Source organism: Pseudomonas sp. PvP001 (assembly GCF_040546375.1).
GTDB lineage: Bacteria > Pseudomonadota > Gammaproteobacteria > Pseudomonadales > Pseudomonadaceae > Aquipseudomonas > Aquipseudomonas coleopterorum.
In genome coordinates this window covers 3,088,695-3,101,885 of the sequence record NZ_JBEPNQ010000001.1, presented here as the reverse complement: position 1 = coordinate 3,101,885, position 13,191 = coordinate 3,088,695, and the positions used below count along the sequence as shown (strand labels likewise).

At 55.8% G+C, this 13,191-nt stretch carries 24 protein-coding genes and 1 pseudogene; all 25 read right to left on the bottom strand.

Annotated elements, in window-relative coordinates; translation table 11 throughout:
* Positions 1-26: 26 nt before the first annotated feature.
* Positions 27-491: a bacterioferritin gene (gene bfr / locus ABMD26_RS14120; protein WP_049860778.1), complete on the bottom strand. Its 465-nt coding sequence runs from the start codon at positions 489-491 to the stop codon at positions 27-29.
* A 154-nt stretch (positions 492-645) separates the two neighbouring features.
* Positions 646-2,094, bottom strand: coding sequence for a catalase (locus ABMD26_RS14115; RefSeq protein ID WP_043192545.1), 1,449 nt, complete (start codon positions 2,092-2,094; stop codon positions 646-648).
* Between the two features lie 181 nt (positions 2,095-2,275).
* Complete coding sequence (rplQ, locus tag ABMD26_RS14110) at positions 2,276-2,662, bottom strand: 50S ribosomal protein L17 (RefSeq protein WP_043192543.1); 387 nt, start codon at positions 2,660-2,662, stop codon at positions 2,276-2,278.
* A gap of 42 nt (positions 2,663-2,704) precedes the next feature.
* Positions 2,705-3,708: pseudogene (locus ABMD26_RS14105) on the bottom strand (DNA-directed RNA polymerase subunit alpha).
* Positions 3,709-3,730: 22 nt separating this feature from the next.
* Positions 3,731-4,351 (bottom strand): 30S ribosomal protein S4, encoded by a 621-nt coding sequence (gene rpsD / locus ABMD26_RS14100; RefSeq protein WP_043192542.1) that lies wholly within the window; start codon positions 4,349-4,351, stop codon positions 3,731-3,733.
* A gap of 18 nt (positions 4,352-4,369) precedes the next feature.
* Complete coding sequence (gene rpsK / locus ABMD26_RS14095) at positions 4,370-4,759, bottom strand: 30S ribosomal protein S11 (protein ID WP_002555466.1); 390 nt, start codon at positions 4,757-4,759, stop codon at positions 4,370-4,372.
* Between the two features lie 30 nt (positions 4,760-4,789).
* Positions 4,790-5,146 (bottom strand): 30S ribosomal protein S13, encoded by a 357-nt coding sequence (gene rpsM, locus ABMD26_RS14090; protein WP_008374135.1) that lies wholly within the window; start codon positions 5,144-5,146, stop codon positions 4,790-4,792.
* Positions 5,147-5,275: 129 nt separating this feature from the next.
* Positions 5,276-5,392 (bottom strand): 50S ribosomal protein L36, encoded by a 117-nt coding sequence (gene rpmJ, locus ABMD26_RS14085; protein ID WP_002555468.1) that lies wholly within the window; start codon positions 5,390-5,392, stop codon positions 5,276-5,278.
* Between the two features lie 28 nt (positions 5,393-5,420).
* Positions 5,421-6,752 (bottom strand): preprotein translocase subunit SecY, encoded by a 1,332-nt coding sequence (gene secY / locus ABMD26_RS14080; RefSeq protein ID WP_043192540.1) that lies wholly within the window; start codon positions 6,750-6,752, stop codon positions 5,421-5,423.
* On the bottom strand, positions 6,753-7,187 hold the full coding sequence (rplO, locus tag ABMD26_RS14075) for a 50S ribosomal protein L15 (RefSeq protein ID WP_049860776.1): 435 nt from the start codon (positions 7,185-7,187) through the stop codon (positions 6,753-6,755).
* A 3-nt stretch (positions 7,188-7,190) separates the two neighbouring features.
* Complete coding sequence (rpmD, locus tag ABMD26_RS14070) at positions 7,191-7,367, bottom strand: 50S ribosomal protein L30 (RefSeq protein WP_003176408.1); 177 nt, start codon at positions 7,365-7,367, stop codon at positions 7,191-7,193.
* A gap of 2 nt (positions 7,368-7,369) precedes the next feature.
* Positions 7,370-7,870 carry a 30S ribosomal protein S5 gene (rpsE, locus tag ABMD26_RS14065; protein WP_043192537.1) on the bottom strand — a complete coding sequence of 167 codons (501 nt, stop codon included), beginning with the start codon at positions 7,868-7,870 and terminating at the stop codon, positions 7,370-7,372.
* Positions 7,871-7,873: 3 nt separating this feature from the next.
* Positions 7,874-8,224 (bottom strand): 50S ribosomal protein L18, encoded by a 351-nt coding sequence (gene rplR, locus ABMD26_RS14060; protein ID WP_043192536.1) that lies wholly within the window; start codon positions 8,222-8,224, stop codon positions 7,874-7,876.
* A gap of 10 nt (positions 8,225-8,234) precedes the next feature.
* Complete coding sequence (rplF, locus tag ABMD26_RS14055; protein ID WP_043192535.1) at positions 8,235-8,768, bottom strand: 50S ribosomal protein L6; 534 nt, start codon at positions 8,766-8,768, stop codon at positions 8,235-8,237.
* Positions 8,769-8,780: 12 nt separating this feature from the next.
* Positions 8,781-9,173: a 30S ribosomal protein S8 gene (gene rpsH / locus ABMD26_RS14050; RefSeq protein ID WP_043192534.1), complete on the bottom strand. Its 393-nt coding sequence runs from the start codon at positions 9,171-9,173 to the stop codon at positions 8,781-8,783.
* Positions 9,174-9,385: 212 nt separating this feature from the next.
* Positions 9,386-9,691 (bottom strand): 30S ribosomal protein S14, encoded by a 306-nt coding sequence (gene rpsN / locus ABMD26_RS14045; protein ID WP_049860775.1) that lies wholly within the window; start codon positions 9,689-9,691, stop codon positions 9,386-9,388.
* Between the two features lie 13 nt (positions 9,692-9,704).
* Positions 9,705-10,244 carry a 50S ribosomal protein L5 gene (rplE, locus tag ABMD26_RS14040; RefSeq protein ID WP_049860774.1) on the bottom strand — a complete coding sequence of 180 codons (540 nt, stop codon included), beginning with the start codon at positions 10,242-10,244 and terminating at the stop codon, positions 9,705-9,707.
* A gap of 20 nt (positions 10,245-10,264) precedes the next feature.
* The gene (rplX, locus tag ABMD26_RS14035; RefSeq protein WP_049860773.1) at positions 10,265-10,579 is read right to left on the bottom strand and encodes a 50S ribosomal protein L24; all 315 of its coding nucleotides are present in this window, start codon (positions 10,577-10,579) and stop codon (positions 10,265-10,267) included.
* Between the two features lie 11 nt (positions 10,580-10,590).
* Positions 10,591-10,959: a 50S ribosomal protein L14 gene (gene rplN / locus ABMD26_RS14030; protein ID WP_003243907.1), complete on the bottom strand. Its 369-nt coding sequence runs from the start codon at positions 10,957-10,959 to the stop codon at positions 10,591-10,593.
* 23 nt (positions 10,960-10,982) lie between these two features.
* Positions 10,983-11,249, bottom strand: a complete 267-nt coding sequence (gene rpsQ / locus ABMD26_RS14025) for a 30S ribosomal protein S17 (RefSeq protein ID WP_043192528.1) — start codon at positions 11,247-11,249, stop codon at positions 10,983-10,985.
* Positions 11,250-11,251: 2 nt separating this feature from the next.
* The gene (gene rpmC / locus ABMD26_RS14020) at positions 11,252-11,443 is read right to left on the bottom strand and encodes a 50S ribosomal protein L29 (RefSeq protein WP_002555481.1); all 192 of its coding nucleotides are present in this window, start codon (positions 11,441-11,443) and stop codon (positions 11,252-11,254) included.
* A complete protein-coding gene (rplP, locus tag ABMD26_RS14015; protein WP_003176421.1) occupies positions 11,443-11,856 on the bottom strand; it encodes a 50S ribosomal protein L16 in 414 nt (137 codons plus the stop codon). The genes rpmC and rplP overlap by 1 nt, the downstream gene beginning before the upstream one ends.
* Before the next feature lie 12 nt (positions 11,857-11,868).
* Positions 11,869-12,555 (bottom strand): 30S ribosomal protein S3, encoded by a 687-nt coding sequence (gene rpsC / locus ABMD26_RS14010; RefSeq protein WP_003176422.1) that lies wholly within the window; start codon positions 12,553-12,555, stop codon positions 11,869-11,871.
* Between the two features lie 13 nt (positions 12,556-12,568).
* Positions 12,569-12,901, bottom strand: a complete 333-nt coding sequence (gene rplV, locus ABMD26_RS14005; protein ID WP_003103908.1) for a 50S ribosomal protein L22 — start codon at positions 12,899-12,901, stop codon at positions 12,569-12,571.
* Positions 12,902-12,912: 11 nt separating this feature from the next.
* Positions 12,913-13,188, bottom strand: coding sequence for a 30S ribosomal protein S19 (rpsS, locus tag ABMD26_RS14000; protein ID WP_002555486.1), 276 nt, complete (start codon positions 13,186-13,188; stop codon positions 12,913-12,915).
* Positions 13,189-13,191 lie beyond the last annotated feature (3 nt).

Sequence of the window (13,191 nt, the reverse complement as noted above, 5' to 3'; positions counted from 1 at the left end):
CGAATCAAACCACAGCCTGGCATCAATCAAAACTGCGACTGCAGATAATTCTCCAGCCCAATCGACTTGATCAGTCCCTGCTGCTTTTCCAACCAATACGTATGGTCTTCCTCGGTATCCGCCAACTGCACGCGCAGAATGTCGCGGGTCACGTAGTCATTGTGCTGCTCGCACAACTCGATCCCCTTGCACAGCGCAGCGCGCACCTTGTATTCCAGACGCAGATCGGCTGCGATCATGCTCGGCACATCGGTTCCGACTTCGAGATCGTCCGGGCGCATGCGCGGCGTGCCTTCGAGCATCAGGATGCGGCGCATCAAGGCGTCAGCATGACCCGCCTCTTCTTCCATTTCATGATTGATGCGCTCGAAGAGCTTGGCGAAGCCCCAGTCCTCGTACATCCGCGAGTGGATGAAATACTGGTCACGGGCAGCCAGCTCGCCAGTGAGCAAAGTATTGAGGTAATCGATTACGTCCGGGTGGCCTTGCATCGCCGTAGATCTCCTAGCAGAAAGGCATAGTTTGAACCAAGGTCGCGGATACGTCACGGCCTGCAGTGCAGAAATACGCTAAAAAGCAGAGAAAAAGTGACGAAATAAAGCGAAAAACCGCCCAAATGAGGGCGGTTCTTTTTATCACTTAGGTTCAGCCGAGCTGGATGCCCAACGCTTTGGCGATGCCATTACCGTAGGCTTCATCCGCGTGGTAGAAGTGCTGCAGTTGGCGCTCCACCACGTCCGCGCTCACACCCATCATCGCACCGGCGATGTTGTCGATCAGCAGCGCCTGCTGCTCGGCACTCATCAAACGGAACAGAGCACCAGCCTGGCTGTAGTAGTCCGCGTCCACGCGATGATCGAAGCGATCCGCATCGCCATGCAAGGCCAAGGCAGGTTCGCGGTACTGAGGCGCTTGCTTGGGCGCATCTGCATAGCTGTTCGGCTCGTAGTTGGGTGCTGCACCGCCATTGCTGCCAAACGCCATGGAGCCGTCTCGCTGGTACGAATGAACCGGGCTGCGCGGCGCGTTCACCGGCAGTTGCTGGTGATTGGTCCCGACGCGATAGCGGTGGGCATCGGCGTAAGCGAACACACGACCCTGCAGCATGCGGTCAGGTGACAGCCCTACACCGGGCACCATGTTGCTCGGGCCAAAGGTCGCTTGCTCAACTTCGGCAAAGTAGTTCAGCGGATTACGGTTCAGTTCCAGCATGCCCACTTCGATCAACGGGAACTCCTTCTGCGACCAGGTCTTGGTCACGTCGAAGGGATTCTCGTGATGACGGTTCGCCTGGTCCTCGCTCATGATCTGCATGCATACGCGCCACTTGGGGTAGTCCCCACGCTCGATCGCATCGAACAGATCGCGTTGAGCGTAATCCGGATCGGTGCCGGCAATACGGGCAGCGTCGGCAGGTGCCAGGTTCTTGATGCCCTGAGCCGTCTTGTAATGCCACTTGACCCAGTGCCGCTCGCCCTTGGCGTTGATCAGGCTATAGGTATGGCTACCAAAGCCGTGCATGTGACGATAGCCATCAGGAATACCCCGATCCGAGAACAGGATAGTGACCTGATGCAACGACTCAGGCGAATGCGACCAGAAGTCCCACATCATCTGCGCGCTTTTCAGATTGCTCTGAGGCAAGCGCTTCTGAGTGTGGATAAAGTCTGGAAACTTCATCGGATCGCGAATGAAGAACACCGGCGTGTTATTGCCTACGATGTCCCAGTTGCCTTCCTCGGTGTAGAACTTGAGCGCGAAACCACGCGGGTCGCGCTCGGTATCCGCCGAACCACGCTCGCCACCCACGGTAGAGAACCGCAAGAAGGTTTCGGTCTGCTTGCCTACCGCGCTGAACAGCTTGGCGCTGGAGTATTCAGTGATGTCCCGAGTGACGGTAAAGGTACCGTACGCGCCCGAACCTTTGGCATGCACGCGACGTTCTGGAATGTTCTCGCGGTTGAAGTGCGCGAGTTTTTCAATCAGATGGAAATCGTCCAGCAACAAGGGACCACGAGGTCCCGCCGAGCGGGAATTCTGGTTGTCGGCGACAGGTGCGCCGCTGGCAGTGGTGAGGATCTTGCTCTGGCTCATGGACGATGTTCCTTGGTCTGGCTTGCTGTGTAGGTGCCGACTTGAGCGGCTTGAAGCAAGTATCCGAGAATCCTATCCATAGCACTAATCGGGAAATTATCTTTAGCCGATAGATTTTGGCTAACGAGCAGGCATAAAAAAACCGGGCCAGGGCCCGGTTTTTCAGAACAGACTTTTCGTCTTATTCGGCAGCTTCAACCGAGCCACCGACAGGACGATCAACCAGCTCGACGTACGCCATAGGTGCGTTATCGCCAGCGCGGAAGCCGCACTTGAGGATACGCAGGTAGCCGCCCTGACGGGTTGCATAGCGCTTGCCCAGATCGTTGAACAGCTTACCGACCATTTCTTTCGAGCGAGTACGGTCGAAAGCGAGACGACGGTTTGCAACGCTGTCTACCTTGGCCAGAGTGATCAGCGGCTCGGCAACGCGGCGCAGTTCCTTGGCTTTTGGCAGGGTAGTCTTGATCAGCTCGTGCTCGAACAGCGACACCGCCATGTTCTGAAACATGGCCTTGCGGTGCGAGCTGGTACGGCTCAGGTGACGTCCACTTTTACGATGACGCATGGTTCATTCCTTACCAAACACTACGTTCGGTGATTACGACGATCAGGCAGTCGCCTTGTCGTCCTTCTTAAGACTTGCAGGCGGCCAGTTGTCGAGGCGCATGCCGAGGGACAGACCGCGGGAGGCCAGAACGTCCTTGATTTCAGTCAAGGATTTCTTGCCCAGGTTCGGAGTCTTCAACAGTTCTACTTCGGTACGCTGAATCAGGTCGCCGATGTAGTAAATGTTTTCCGCCTTAAGGCAGTTAGCCGAACGTACAGTCAGTTCCAGATCGTCAACCGGGCGAAGCAGGATCGGATCGATCTCGTCTTCTTGCTCGATTACCACAGGCTCGCTGTCACCTTTGAGATCGACGAACGCAGCCAACTGCTGTTGCAGGATGGTTGCAGCGCGACGGATAGCCTCTTCAGGATCCAGGGTACCGTTGGTTTCCAGATCAATAACCAGCTTGTCCAGGTTGGTGCGCTGCTCGACACGGGCGTTTTCCACCACGTATGCGATACGGCGTACCGGGCTGAACGAAGAATCGAGCTGCAAGCGACCAATGCTGCGGCTTTCGTCTTCATCGCTTTGACGCGAGTCGGCCGGTTCATAACCACGACCACGAGCTACGACGAGCTTCATGTTCAGGGCGCCGTTAGACGCCAGGTTAGCGATTACGTGATCGGGATTAACGATCTCGACATCATGATCCAGCTGAATATCGGCAGCGGTAACCACCCCCCCGAACCCTTTTTCGACAAGGTCAGCGTAACTTCGTCACGACCGTGCAGCTTGATAGCCAGGCCTTTCAGGTTCAACAGGATTTCAATGACGTCTTCCTGTACACCTTCGATGGCGCTGTACTCGTGGAGTACACCGTCAATCTCGGCCTCGACTACTGCGCAGCCGGGCATTGAGGACAACAGGATGCGTCGCAGCGCGTTGCCCAGGGTATGGCCGAAACCACGCTCGAGAGGCTCGAGAGTGATTTTGGCGCGGGTTGGACTGACGACCTGCACATCAATGTGGCGGGGCGTCAGGAACTCATTTACCGAAATCTGCATGGATGCACCTATTTTCTAGCCCTTACTTGGAGTAGAGCTCGACAATCAGGCTTTCGTTGATGTCGGCGGACAGATCACTGCGAGCAGGAACGTTCTTGAAAACGCCCGACTTCTTCTCAGTGTCTACTTCTACCCATTCTACGCGGCCACGTTGGGCACACAGATCGAGAGCTTGGACAATGCGAAGCTGGTTTTTTGCTTTCTCGCGAATCGCGACCACGTCACCAGCACGAACCTGGTAGGACGGAACGTTAACGGTCTTGCCGTTGACGCTGACGGACTTGTGCGATACCAACTGACGGGATTCGGCACGAGTCGAGCCGAAGCCCATACGGTATACGACGTTGTCCAGACGGCATTCGAGCAGTTGCAGCAGGTTCTCACCGGTTGCGCCTTTCTTGCCGGCAGCTTCCTTGTAGTAACCGCTGAACTGACGCTCGAGAACGCCATAGATACGACGGACTTTCTGCTTTTCACGCAGCTGGGTGCCGTAGTCGGACTGGCGGCCACGGCGCTGACCGTGGATACCTGGGGCTGCTTCGATATTGCACTTCGATTCCAGGGCGCGAACGCCGCTTTTCAGGAACAGGTCAGTGCCTTCACGACGAGCCAGTTTGCATTTTGGACCAATGTAACGAGCCATTATCTATCGTCTCCTGAATTACACGCGGCGCTTCTTCGGCGGACGGCACCCGTTATGCGGGATTGGCGTCACGTCGGTGATGCTGGCGATCTTATAGCCACAGCCGTTCAATGCACGGACAGCGGACTCACGACCTGGACCTGGACCCTTGACGTTGACGTCGAGGTTCTTCAGGCCATATTCCAGCGCAGCTTGACCAGCACGCTCAGCAGCCACCTGGGCAGCGAACGGGGTGGACTTGCGAGAACCGCGGAAACCCGAACCGCCGGAAGTAGCCCAGGACAGGGCGTTACCTTGACGATCGGTAATGGTCACGATGGTGTTGTTGAAAGACGCGTGGATGTGGGCGATGCCATCAACCACTGTCTTTTTGACTTTCTTACGAGGACGAGCAGCAGGTTTTGCCATGACTAGATTCCTGTCGATTCGCTGGTGCGATTACTTGCGGATCGGCTTACGCGGACCTTTACGGGTACGCGCGTTGGTCTTGGTACGCTGACCGCGTACTGGCAGACCACGACGATGACGAAGACCGCGGTAGCAGCCCAGATCCATCAAGCGCTTGATTTTCATGTTGATTTCGCGGCGCAGATCACCTTCGGTGGTGAACTTCGCCACTTCGCCACGCAGCTGTTCAATCTGCTCGTCGCTCAGATCCTTGATCTTTGCGGCTGGGTTGACCCCAGTGTCTGCACAGATTTTCTGTGCAGTAGTGCGACCAACACCATAGATGTAGGTCAGCGAGATAACAGTGTGCTTGTTATCTGGAATGTTGACGCCTGCAATACGGGCCATTCAGTGGGACTCCAATTGACAGCTACCTACGCCCCGGAAGCCAAGAAATAGGGCGCGAGATAATATCGCTGTAATAACAAATAATCAACCCGGCAGCGCACTAGCTGCCGGGCTTGTAGCACATCACAGTCAGCCTTGGCGCTGTTTGTGACGCGGCTCTGCGCTGCAAATGACTCGAACGACGCCTTCGCGACGAATGATTTTGCAGTTACGGCACAGCTTTTTCACCGATGCACGAACTTTCATTGCCAACTCCTCGAACCTTAAGGGACTGTCAGCGCAGCAGACCGCTGCCACCGTAGCCTTTCAGGTTGGCTTTCTTCATCAGGGATTCGTACTGGTGCGAAACGAGGTGCGATTGTACTTGGGACATAAAGTCCATCACAACCACTACCACAATCAGCAACGAGGTCCCGCCAAGGTAGAACGGAACGTTTGCAGCCACCACCAGAAACTGTGGAAGCAAGCAGACGCACATCATGTACAGGGCACCGAACATGGTCAAACGAGTCAGAACGCCATCAATGTAGCGCGCCGACTGTTCGCCCGGACGAATACCCGGAATAAAGGCACCGGACTTCTTCAGGTTTTCCGCTACGTCTTTCGGATTGAACATCAACGCCGTATAGAAGAAGCAGAAGAAAATGATCCCTGCACTAAACAGCAGAATGTTCAACGGCTGACCAGGAGCGATCGACTGCGAGACGTCCTGCAACCAGCCCATACCTTCGGACTGACCGAACCAGGAGCCCAGCGAAGCCGGGAACAGCAAGATGCTGCTCGCGAAAATGGCAGGAATCACACCGGCCATGTTCACTTTCAGCGGCAAGTGGCTCGTCTGCGCAGCGAAGACCTTGCGGCCCTGCTGACGCTTGGCATAGTGAACGGCGATTCGCCGCTGACCACGCTCGATGAACACCACGAAACCGATAATCGCTACCGCCAGCAGACCGATTGCAACCAGCGCGAAGATGTTGATGTCGCCCTGACGTGCAGACTCGAAAGACTGCCCTATCGCTCTCGGAAGACCAGCAACGATACCCGCGAAGATCAACATCGAGATACCGTTACCCACACCACGCTCAGTAATCTGCTCACCCAGCCACATCATGAACATGGCGCCCGCCACGAAAGTGGAGACCGCCACGAAGTAGAAGCTGAAGCTTGCAGTGAACGCCACACCCTGGTTGGCCAGGCCGATCGACATGCCGATCGCCTGCACCAGGGCCAGGATGACGGTGCCATAGCGGGTGTACTGGCTGATCTTGCGACGGCCAGCTTCACCTTCCTTCTTCAACTGCTCCAGCTGCGGGCTCACGGCGGTCATCAGCTGCATGATGATCGATGCCGAAATGTACGGCATGATCCCCAGTGCAAAGATGCTCATCCGTTCCAGCGCGCCGCCGGAAAACATGTTGAACAAGCTAAGAATGGTCCCCTCATTCTGTCGAAACAGGTCTGCGAGTCGGTCCGGGTTGATACCTGGAACCGGGATGTGTGCGCCAATTCTGTAGACGATGATCGCCAGGAACAGAAAACGCAGACGAGCCCAGAGTTCAGACATACCGCCCTTGCCTAGCGCTGAGAGAGCACCTTGCTTAGCCATTTATTCCTCGAACTTGCCGCCAGCTGCTTCGATAGCCGCACGCGCACCTTTGGTGGCGGCGATACCCTGGATGGTTACAGCGCGAGTCACTTCGCCCGACAGCATGATTTTCACACGCTGTACGTTCTGGTTGATCACGTTGGCATCCTTCAGGGACTGCACGGAGACGATGTCGCCTTCCACTTTGGCCAGCTCGGACAAACGCACTTCTGCGCGGTCCATGGCTTTCAGGGAAACGAAACCGAACTTCGGCAGGCGACGATGCAGCGGCTGTTGACCGCCTTCAAAGCCTGGAGCGATGGTGCCACCGGAGCGGGAGGTCTGACCTTTGTGGCCGCGGCCACCGGTCTTGCCCAAACCACTACCGATACCACGACCCGGACGGTGCTTTTCGCGACGCGAACCGGGAGCTGGACTCAGATCATTGAGTTTCATCGATTAACCCTCTACGCGAAGCATGTAGTAGGCCTTGTTGATCATCCCGCGATTCTCGGGAGTATCCTGGACTTCTACAGTGTGACCGATGCGACGCAGACCCAGACCCTTAACGCACAGTTTGTGGTTAGGGATACGGCCGGTCATGCTTTTGATCAGCGTAACTTTTACGGTAGCCATGATCAGATGATCTCCTCAACGTTCAGACCGCGCTTGGCGGCGATGGACGACGGGGACTGCATGGCTTTCAGACCCTTGAACGTAGCGTGAACCACGTTGACGGGGTTGGTGGAGCCGTAGCACTTGGCCAGAACGTTCTGGACACCAGCGACTTCGAGAACGGCACGCATTGCGCCGCCTGCGATGATACCGGTACCTTCCGAAGCAGGCTGCATGTACACCTTCGAAGCGCCGTGGGCGGACTTCATGGCGTACTGCAAGGTGGTCCCGTTCAGGTCCACTTGAATCATGTTGCGACGAGCTGCTTCCATAGCTTTCTGGATGGCAGCAGGCACTTCACGAGACTTGCCACGGCCGAAGCCAACACGGCCCTTGCCATCACCTACCACGGTCAACGCGGTGAAGGTGAAGATACGGCCGCCTTTGACGGTCTTGGCAACGCGGTTAACTTGAACCAGCTTCTCGATGTAGCCTTCGTCGCGCTTTTGGTCGTTATTTGACATAACTTAGAACTCCAGCCCAGCTTCACGAGCACCATCGGCCAGCGCTTTGACGCGACCGTGGTACTTGAAGCCAGAGCGGTCGAAAGCCACCTGCGAGACGCCAGCGGCCTTAGCACGCGAAGCGACCAGCTGGCCAACCTTAGTGGCCGCGTCAATGTTGCCAGTGGCACCATCACGCAATTCTTTGTCCAAAGTCGAGGCACTTGCCAGGACCTTGCTGCCGTCGGCCGAGATGACCTGGGCATAGATGTGCTGCGAAGAGCGGAACACGCAGAGACGCACGACTTCGAGTTCGTGCATTTTCAGGCGTGCTTTGCGAGCGCGACGCAGTCGAGTAACTTTTTTGTCGGTCATTTGCTATGCCCTACTTCTTCTTGGCTTCTTTACGGCGGACGACTTCGTCTGCGTAACGTACACCTTTGCCTTTGTAAGGCTCTGGCGGACGGAAATCGCGGATTTCAGCGGCCACTTGACCCACCAGCTGCTTGTCGATGCCCTTGATCAGGATATCGGTCTGGCTAGGAGTCTCAGCGGTGATGCCTTGCGGCAACTCGTAATCCACCGGATGAGAGAAGCCCAGCGACAGGTTCAGCACTGTGCCTTTTGCTTGTGCCTTGTAGCCAACACCGACCAGCTGGAGCTTGCGCTCGAAGCCTTGGCTTACGCCCTGGACCATGTTGTTGACCAAAGCGCGAGTGGTACCGGCCATTGCACGGGTCTGCTGATCGCCATTCTTGGCAGCGAAACGCAGTTCGCCAGCCTCTTCAACGATTTCAACCGACGAGTGAACGTTCAGTTCCAGAGTGCCCTTGGCACCCTTCACCGAAAGCTGTTGGCCGGCGAATTTGACTTCGACACCAGCTGGCAGCTTAACGGGGTTCTTAGCGACGCGAGACATGCTTATCCCCCCTTAGAACACTGTGCAAAGTACTTCGCCGCCGACACCGGCAGCGCGCGCAGCACGATCCGTCATCACACCTTTGTTGGTGGAGACGATGGATACGCCGAGACCGCCACGAACTTTTGGCAGATCTTCAACGGATTTGTACTGACGCAGGCCTGGACGACTTACGCGCTTGACTTCCTCGATGACCGGACGGCCTTCGAAGTATTTCAGCTCGATGGAAAGCGACGGTTTTGCTTCGCTGCTTACCTGAAAACCCGCGATGTAACCTTCGTCCTTCAGAACTTTGGCCACAGCTACCTTCAACGTGGAAGATGGCATGCTTACGACGGACTTTTCAGCCATCTGGGCATTACGGATTCGAGTTAGCATGTCCGCTAACGGGTCCTGCATACTCATGGGCTAGACGCTCCTGATACAAAAATAATTAGCCTTGCGGCTACAACGTCGCCGAGCGTGTGATCCGGTCCAAAAACCCGGGCTCAGGCGAGCCGGCAATTCTAGACGTACGCCAGAAATGAATCAAGCCCCATAAGGGGCTTGATTCAATCGCCATGACACCGGCGGTCGGTTGATTGCTCAATTTTCCGCCGGCACCAGGCCGGTCCGACTTACCAGCTGGCTTTAACCAGACCTGGTACGTCACCGCGCATGGCGGCCTGGCGCAGCATGTTACGGCCGAGGCCGAACTTGCGGTATACGCCATGTGGACGACCAGTCAGGCGGCAGCGGTTACGCATGCGCGAGGCGCTGGCGTCACGTGGCTGCTTCTGCAGAGCTACGGAAGCATTCCAGCGTTCTTCTTCACTTGCGTTCAGATCAACGATGATAGCTTTCAGCTCAGCACGCTTCTTGGCGTATTTAGCTACCGTCAGCTGACGCTTCAGCTCACGGTTCTTCATGCTCTTCTTGGCCATTTTCCTACTCCAATCAGTTGCGGAACGGGAAGTTGAAAGCACGCAGCAAGGCGCGACCTTCTTCATCCGAACGTGCAGTGGTGGTCAGGGTAATGTCCAGACCGCGCAGAGCATCGATCTTGTCGTAATCGATTTCCGGGAAAATGATCTGCTCTTTCACGCCCATGCTGTAGTTACCACGACCATCGAAGGACTTGGCATTCAGGCCGCGGAAGTCGCGTACCCGAGGCAGGGAGATCGCCAGCAGGCGGTCCAGGAATTCGTACATCTTTTCGCGACGCAAGGTCACCTTGACACCGATCGGCCAGCCTTCACGAACTTTGAAGCCCGCGATGGATTTACGAGCGAAGGTCACAACGGCTTTCTGGCCGGTGATCTTCTCGATGTCGGCTACAGCGTGCTCGATGACTTTCTTGTCGCCGATCGCTTCGCCTAGACCCATGTTCAGGGTGATCTTGGTAACGCGCGGAACTTCCATCACGTTCGCCAGCTTAAGTTCTTCCTTAAGCTTGGGAGCGATTTCCTTCCGGTAAATCTCTTTCAGTCGTGCCATGGTCTTCTACCTAGCAGTGTTCAAGCATCAACCGCTTTTTGGGTCGACTTGAAGACACGAATTTTTTTGCCTTCTTCTACTTTGAAACCAACGCGGTCAGCCTTGTTGGTTTCGCCGTTGAAAATGGCGACGTTGGAAGCGTGCAGAGGCGCTTCTTTCTCGACGATACCGCCCTGTACGCCCGACATCGGGTTAGGCTTGGTATGACGCTTCACCAGGTTGACCCCACCAACGACCAGACGGTCGTCAGCGAGAACCTTGAGCACCTTACCGCGCTTGCCTTTGTCTTTGCCGGCGATCACGATGATCTCGTCGTCACGACGAATCTTTTGCATGTCGGATCTCCTTACAGCACTTCTGGGGCGAGCGAGACGATCTTCATGAACTTCTCAGAACGAAGCTCACGGGTCACTGGCCCAAAGATACGGGTGCCGATTGGCTCTTGCTTGTTGTTCAACAGAACAGCAGCGTTGCCATCGAAGCGGATGATGGAGCCGTCAGCACGACGAACGCCGTGGCGAGTGCGGACTACAACAGCAGTCATCACTTGACCTTTCTTCACCTTGCCACGAGGAATTGCTTCCTTCACGGTCACCTTGATGATGTCGCCGATGCCAGCGTACCGGCGGTGCGAACCGCCCAGTACCTTGATGCACATGACGCGACGAGCGCCGCTGTTATCGGCCACATCGAGCATGGATTGAGTCTGAATCATAGAATTTCTCCGACCCCTAGCCCTTAGACTTCAACAGCGCGTTCGAGAACGTCAACCAGTGCCCAGGACTTGGTCTTGGCCAGCGGACGGGTTTCACGAATAGTGACCTTGTCGCCGATCTTGCACTGATTGGTTTCGTCGTGAGCGTGCAGCTTAGTCGAACGCTTAACGTATTTACCGTAGATCGGGTGCTTTACGCGACGCTCGATCAATACGGTGATGGTTTTGTCCATCTTGTCGCTGACCACACGGCCAGTCAGCGTACGGACGGTTTTTTCGGCTTCAGCCATGATCACTTACCTGCCTGCTGGTTGAGCACAGTTTTCACGCGAGCGATGTCGCGCTTCACTTGCGAGAGCAGGTGAGACTGCCCCAACTGGCCAGTTGCTTTCTGCATGCGCAGATTGAACTGGTCGCGCAGCAAGCCGAGCAGTTGCTCGTTCAGTTGCTGTGCTGATTTTTCACGAAGTTCATTCGCTTTCATCACATCACCGTCCGCTTAACAAAGGAGGTGGCGAGAGGCAGCTTTGCAGCCGCCAAGGCGAAAGCCTCACGCGCCAGCTCTTCGGAAACACCCTCGATTTCATACAGGACTTTGCCTGGCTGAATCTGGGCAACCCAATATTCCACGTTACCCTTACCTTTACCCATACGAACTTCGAGGGGCTTTTTGGAGATAGGCTTGTCCGGGAATACACGGATCCAGATCTTGCCGCCACGTTTTACGTGACGGGTCAGTGCCCGACGCGCTGACTCGATCTGACGAGCGGTGAGACGACCACGAGCTACAGACTTCAGCGCGAACTCGCCGAAGCTGACTTTGCTACCGCGCTGAGCCAGACCACGGTTGTGGCCAGTCATCTGCTTGCGGAACTTCGTACGCTTAGGTTGCAACATTTGGCGTACCCCTTACTTAGCAGCTTTTTTACGAGGCGCAGGTGCTTGTGGTTTCAGTTCTTCTTGGCGACCACCAATTACTTCGCCTTTGAAAATCCAAACCTTCACACCGATCACACCGTAGGTGGTGTGAGCTTCGTAGTTGGCATAGTCGATGTCGGCACGCAGGGTGTGCAATGGCACACGACCTTCGCGATACCATTCAGTACGTGCGATTTCAGCACCGCCGAGACGACCGCTCACTTGGATCTTGATGCCTTTGGCACCAATGCGCATGGCGTTCTGTACGGCGCGCTTCATGGCGCGACGGAACATCACACGACGCTCCAGCTGCTGAGCTACGCTCTGCGCAACCAGCATACCGTCGAGCTCCGGCTTGCGGATCTCTTCGATATTGATGTGCACAGGCACACCCATTTGCTTGGTCAGGTCCTGACGCAGCTTCTCAACGTCCTCACCTTTCTTCCCGATAACGATACCAGGACGAGCGGTGTGAATGGTGATGCGTGCAGTTTGGGCCGGACGATGGATATCGATACGGCTTACGGACGCGCTTTTTAGTTTGTCTTGGAGATACTCACGCACCTTCAGATCTGCGAACAAGTAGTCCGCATAAGTCCGACCGTCTGCGTACCAGACGGAGGTGTGCTCCTTGACGATTCCCAGGCGAATGCCAATGGGATGTACTTTCTGACCCATCTGATCGACTCCGTTACTTGTCAGCAACCTTGACAGTGATATGGCAAGACCGCTTGACGATGCGATCAGCCCGGCCTTTGGCACGAGGCATGATGCGCTTCAGCGAACGCCCTTCGTTGACGAAAACGGTGCTGACCTTCAGGTCATCAACGTCTGCGCCTTCGTTGTGCTCGGCGTTGGCTACGGCCGACTCCAGCACTTTCTTCATGATTTCTGCGGCTTTTTTACTGCTAAAAGCCAGCAGGTTGAGCGCTTCGCCCACCTTCTTCCCGCGGATCTGGTCGGCGACCAAGCGGGCTTTCTGGGCGGAGATTCGAGCGCCCGACAACTTAGCGGCTACTTCCATTTCCTTACCCCTTAACGCTTGGCTTTCTTGTCAGCCACGTGCCCGCGATATGTACGGGTACCGGCGAACTCGCCCAGTTTGTGGCCGACCATGTCTTCGTTCACGAGAACGGGGACGTGCTGACGACCGTTGTGTACTGCGATGGTCAGACCGACCATTTGTGGCAGGATCATCGAACGACGCGACCAGGTCTTAACTGGTTTGCGATCGTTCTTTTCCGCCGCCACTTCGATCTTCTTCAGTAGGTGAAGATCAATAAAAGGACCTTTTTTCAGAGAACGTGGCACTGT

What these genes read in the sequence shown, in the direction of transcription:
- bfr (WP_049860778.1), bottom strand. Translation starts at nt 491, where the DNA reads ATGCAAGGCCACCCGGACGTAATCGATTACCTCAATACTTTGCTCACT.
- ABMD26_RS14115 (WP_043192545.1), bottom strand. Translation starts at nt 2,094, where the DNA reads ATGAGCCAGAGCAAGATCCTCACCACTGCCAGCGGCGCACCTGTCGCC.
- rplQ (WP_043192543.1), bottom strand. Translation starts at nt 2,662, where the DNA reads ATGCGTCATCGTAAAAGTGGACGTCACCTGAGCCGTACCAGCTCGCAC.
- rpsD (WP_043192542.1), bottom strand. Translation starts at nt 4,351, where the DNA reads ATGGCTCGTTACATTGGTCCAAAATGCAAACTGGCTCGTCGTGAAGGC.
- rpsK (WP_002555466.1), bottom strand. Translation starts at nt 4,759, where the DNA reads ATGGCAAAACCTGCTGCTCGTCCTCGTAAGAAAGTCAAAAAGACAGTG.
- rpsM (WP_008374135.1), bottom strand. Translation starts at nt 5,146, where the DNA reads ATGGCCCGTATTGCAGGCGTCAACATTCCAGATAACAAGCACACTGTT.
- rpmJ (WP_002555468.1), bottom strand. Translation starts at nt 5,392, where the DNA reads ATGAAAGTTCGTGCATCGGTGAAAAAGCTGTGCCGTAACTGCAAAATC.
- secY (WP_043192540.1), bottom strand. Translation starts at nt 6,752, where the DNA reads ATGGCTAAGCAAGGTGCTCTCTCAGCGCTAGGCAAGGGCGGTATGTCT.
- rplO (WP_049860776.1), bottom strand. Translation starts at nt 7,187, where the DNA reads ATGAAACTCAATGATCTGAGTCCAGCTCCCGGTTCGCGTCGCGAAAAG.
- rpmD (WP_003176408.1), bottom strand. Translation starts at nt 7,367, where the DNA reads ATGGCTACCGTAAAAGTTACGCTGATCAAAAGCATGACCGGCCGTATC.
- rpsE (WP_043192537.1), bottom strand. Translation starts at nt 7,870, where the DNA reads ATGTCAAATAACGACCAAAAGCGCGACGAAGGCTACATCGAGAAGCTG.
- rplR (WP_043192536.1), bottom strand. Translation starts at nt 8,224, where the DNA reads ATGACCGACAAAAAAGTTACTCGACTGCGTCGCGCTCGCAAAGCACGC.
- rplF (WP_043192535.1), bottom strand. Translation starts at nt 8,768, where the DNA reads ATGTCTCGCGTCGCTAAGAACCCCGTTAAGCTGCCAGCTGGTGTCGAA.
- rpsH (WP_043192534.1), bottom strand. Translation starts at nt 9,173, where the DNA reads ATGAGTATGCAGGACCCGTTAGCGGACATGCTAACTCGAATCCGTAAT.
- rpsN (WP_049860775.1), bottom strand. Translation starts at nt 9,691, where the DNA reads ATGGCCAAGAAGAGCATGAAGAACCGTGAGCTGAAGCGTCAGCTGACG.
- rplE (WP_049860774.1), bottom strand. Translation starts at nt 10,244, where the DNA reads ATGGCACGACTGAAAGAGATTTACCGGAAGGAAATCGCTCCCAAGCTT.
- rplX (WP_049860773.1), bottom strand. Translation starts at nt 10,579, where the DNA reads ATGCAAAAGATTCGTCGTGACGACGAGATCATCGTGATCGCCGGCAAA.
- rplN (WP_003243907.1), bottom strand. Translation starts at nt 10,959, where the DNA reads ATGATTCAGACTCAATCCATGCTCGATGTGGCCGATAACAGCGGCGCT.
- rpsQ (WP_043192528.1), bottom strand. Translation starts at nt 11,249, where the DNA reads ATGGCTGAAGCCGAAAAAACCGTCCGTACGCTGACTGGCCGTGTGGTC.
- rpmC (WP_002555481.1), bottom strand. Translation starts at nt 11,443, where the DNA reads ATGAAAGCGAATGAACTTCGTGAAAAATCAGCACAGCAACTGAACGAG.
- rplP (WP_003176421.1), bottom strand. Translation starts at nt 11,856, where the DNA reads ATGTTGCAACCTAAGCGTACGAAGTTCCGCAAGCAGATGACTGGCCAC.
- rpsC (WP_003176422.1), bottom strand. Translation starts at nt 12,555, where the DNA reads ATGGGTCAGAAAGTACATCCCATTGGCATTCGCCTGGGAATCGTCAAG.
- rplV (WP_003103908.1), bottom strand. Translation starts at nt 12,901, where the DNA reads ATGGAAGTAGCCGCTAAGTTGTCGGGCGCTCGAATCTCCGCCCAGAAA.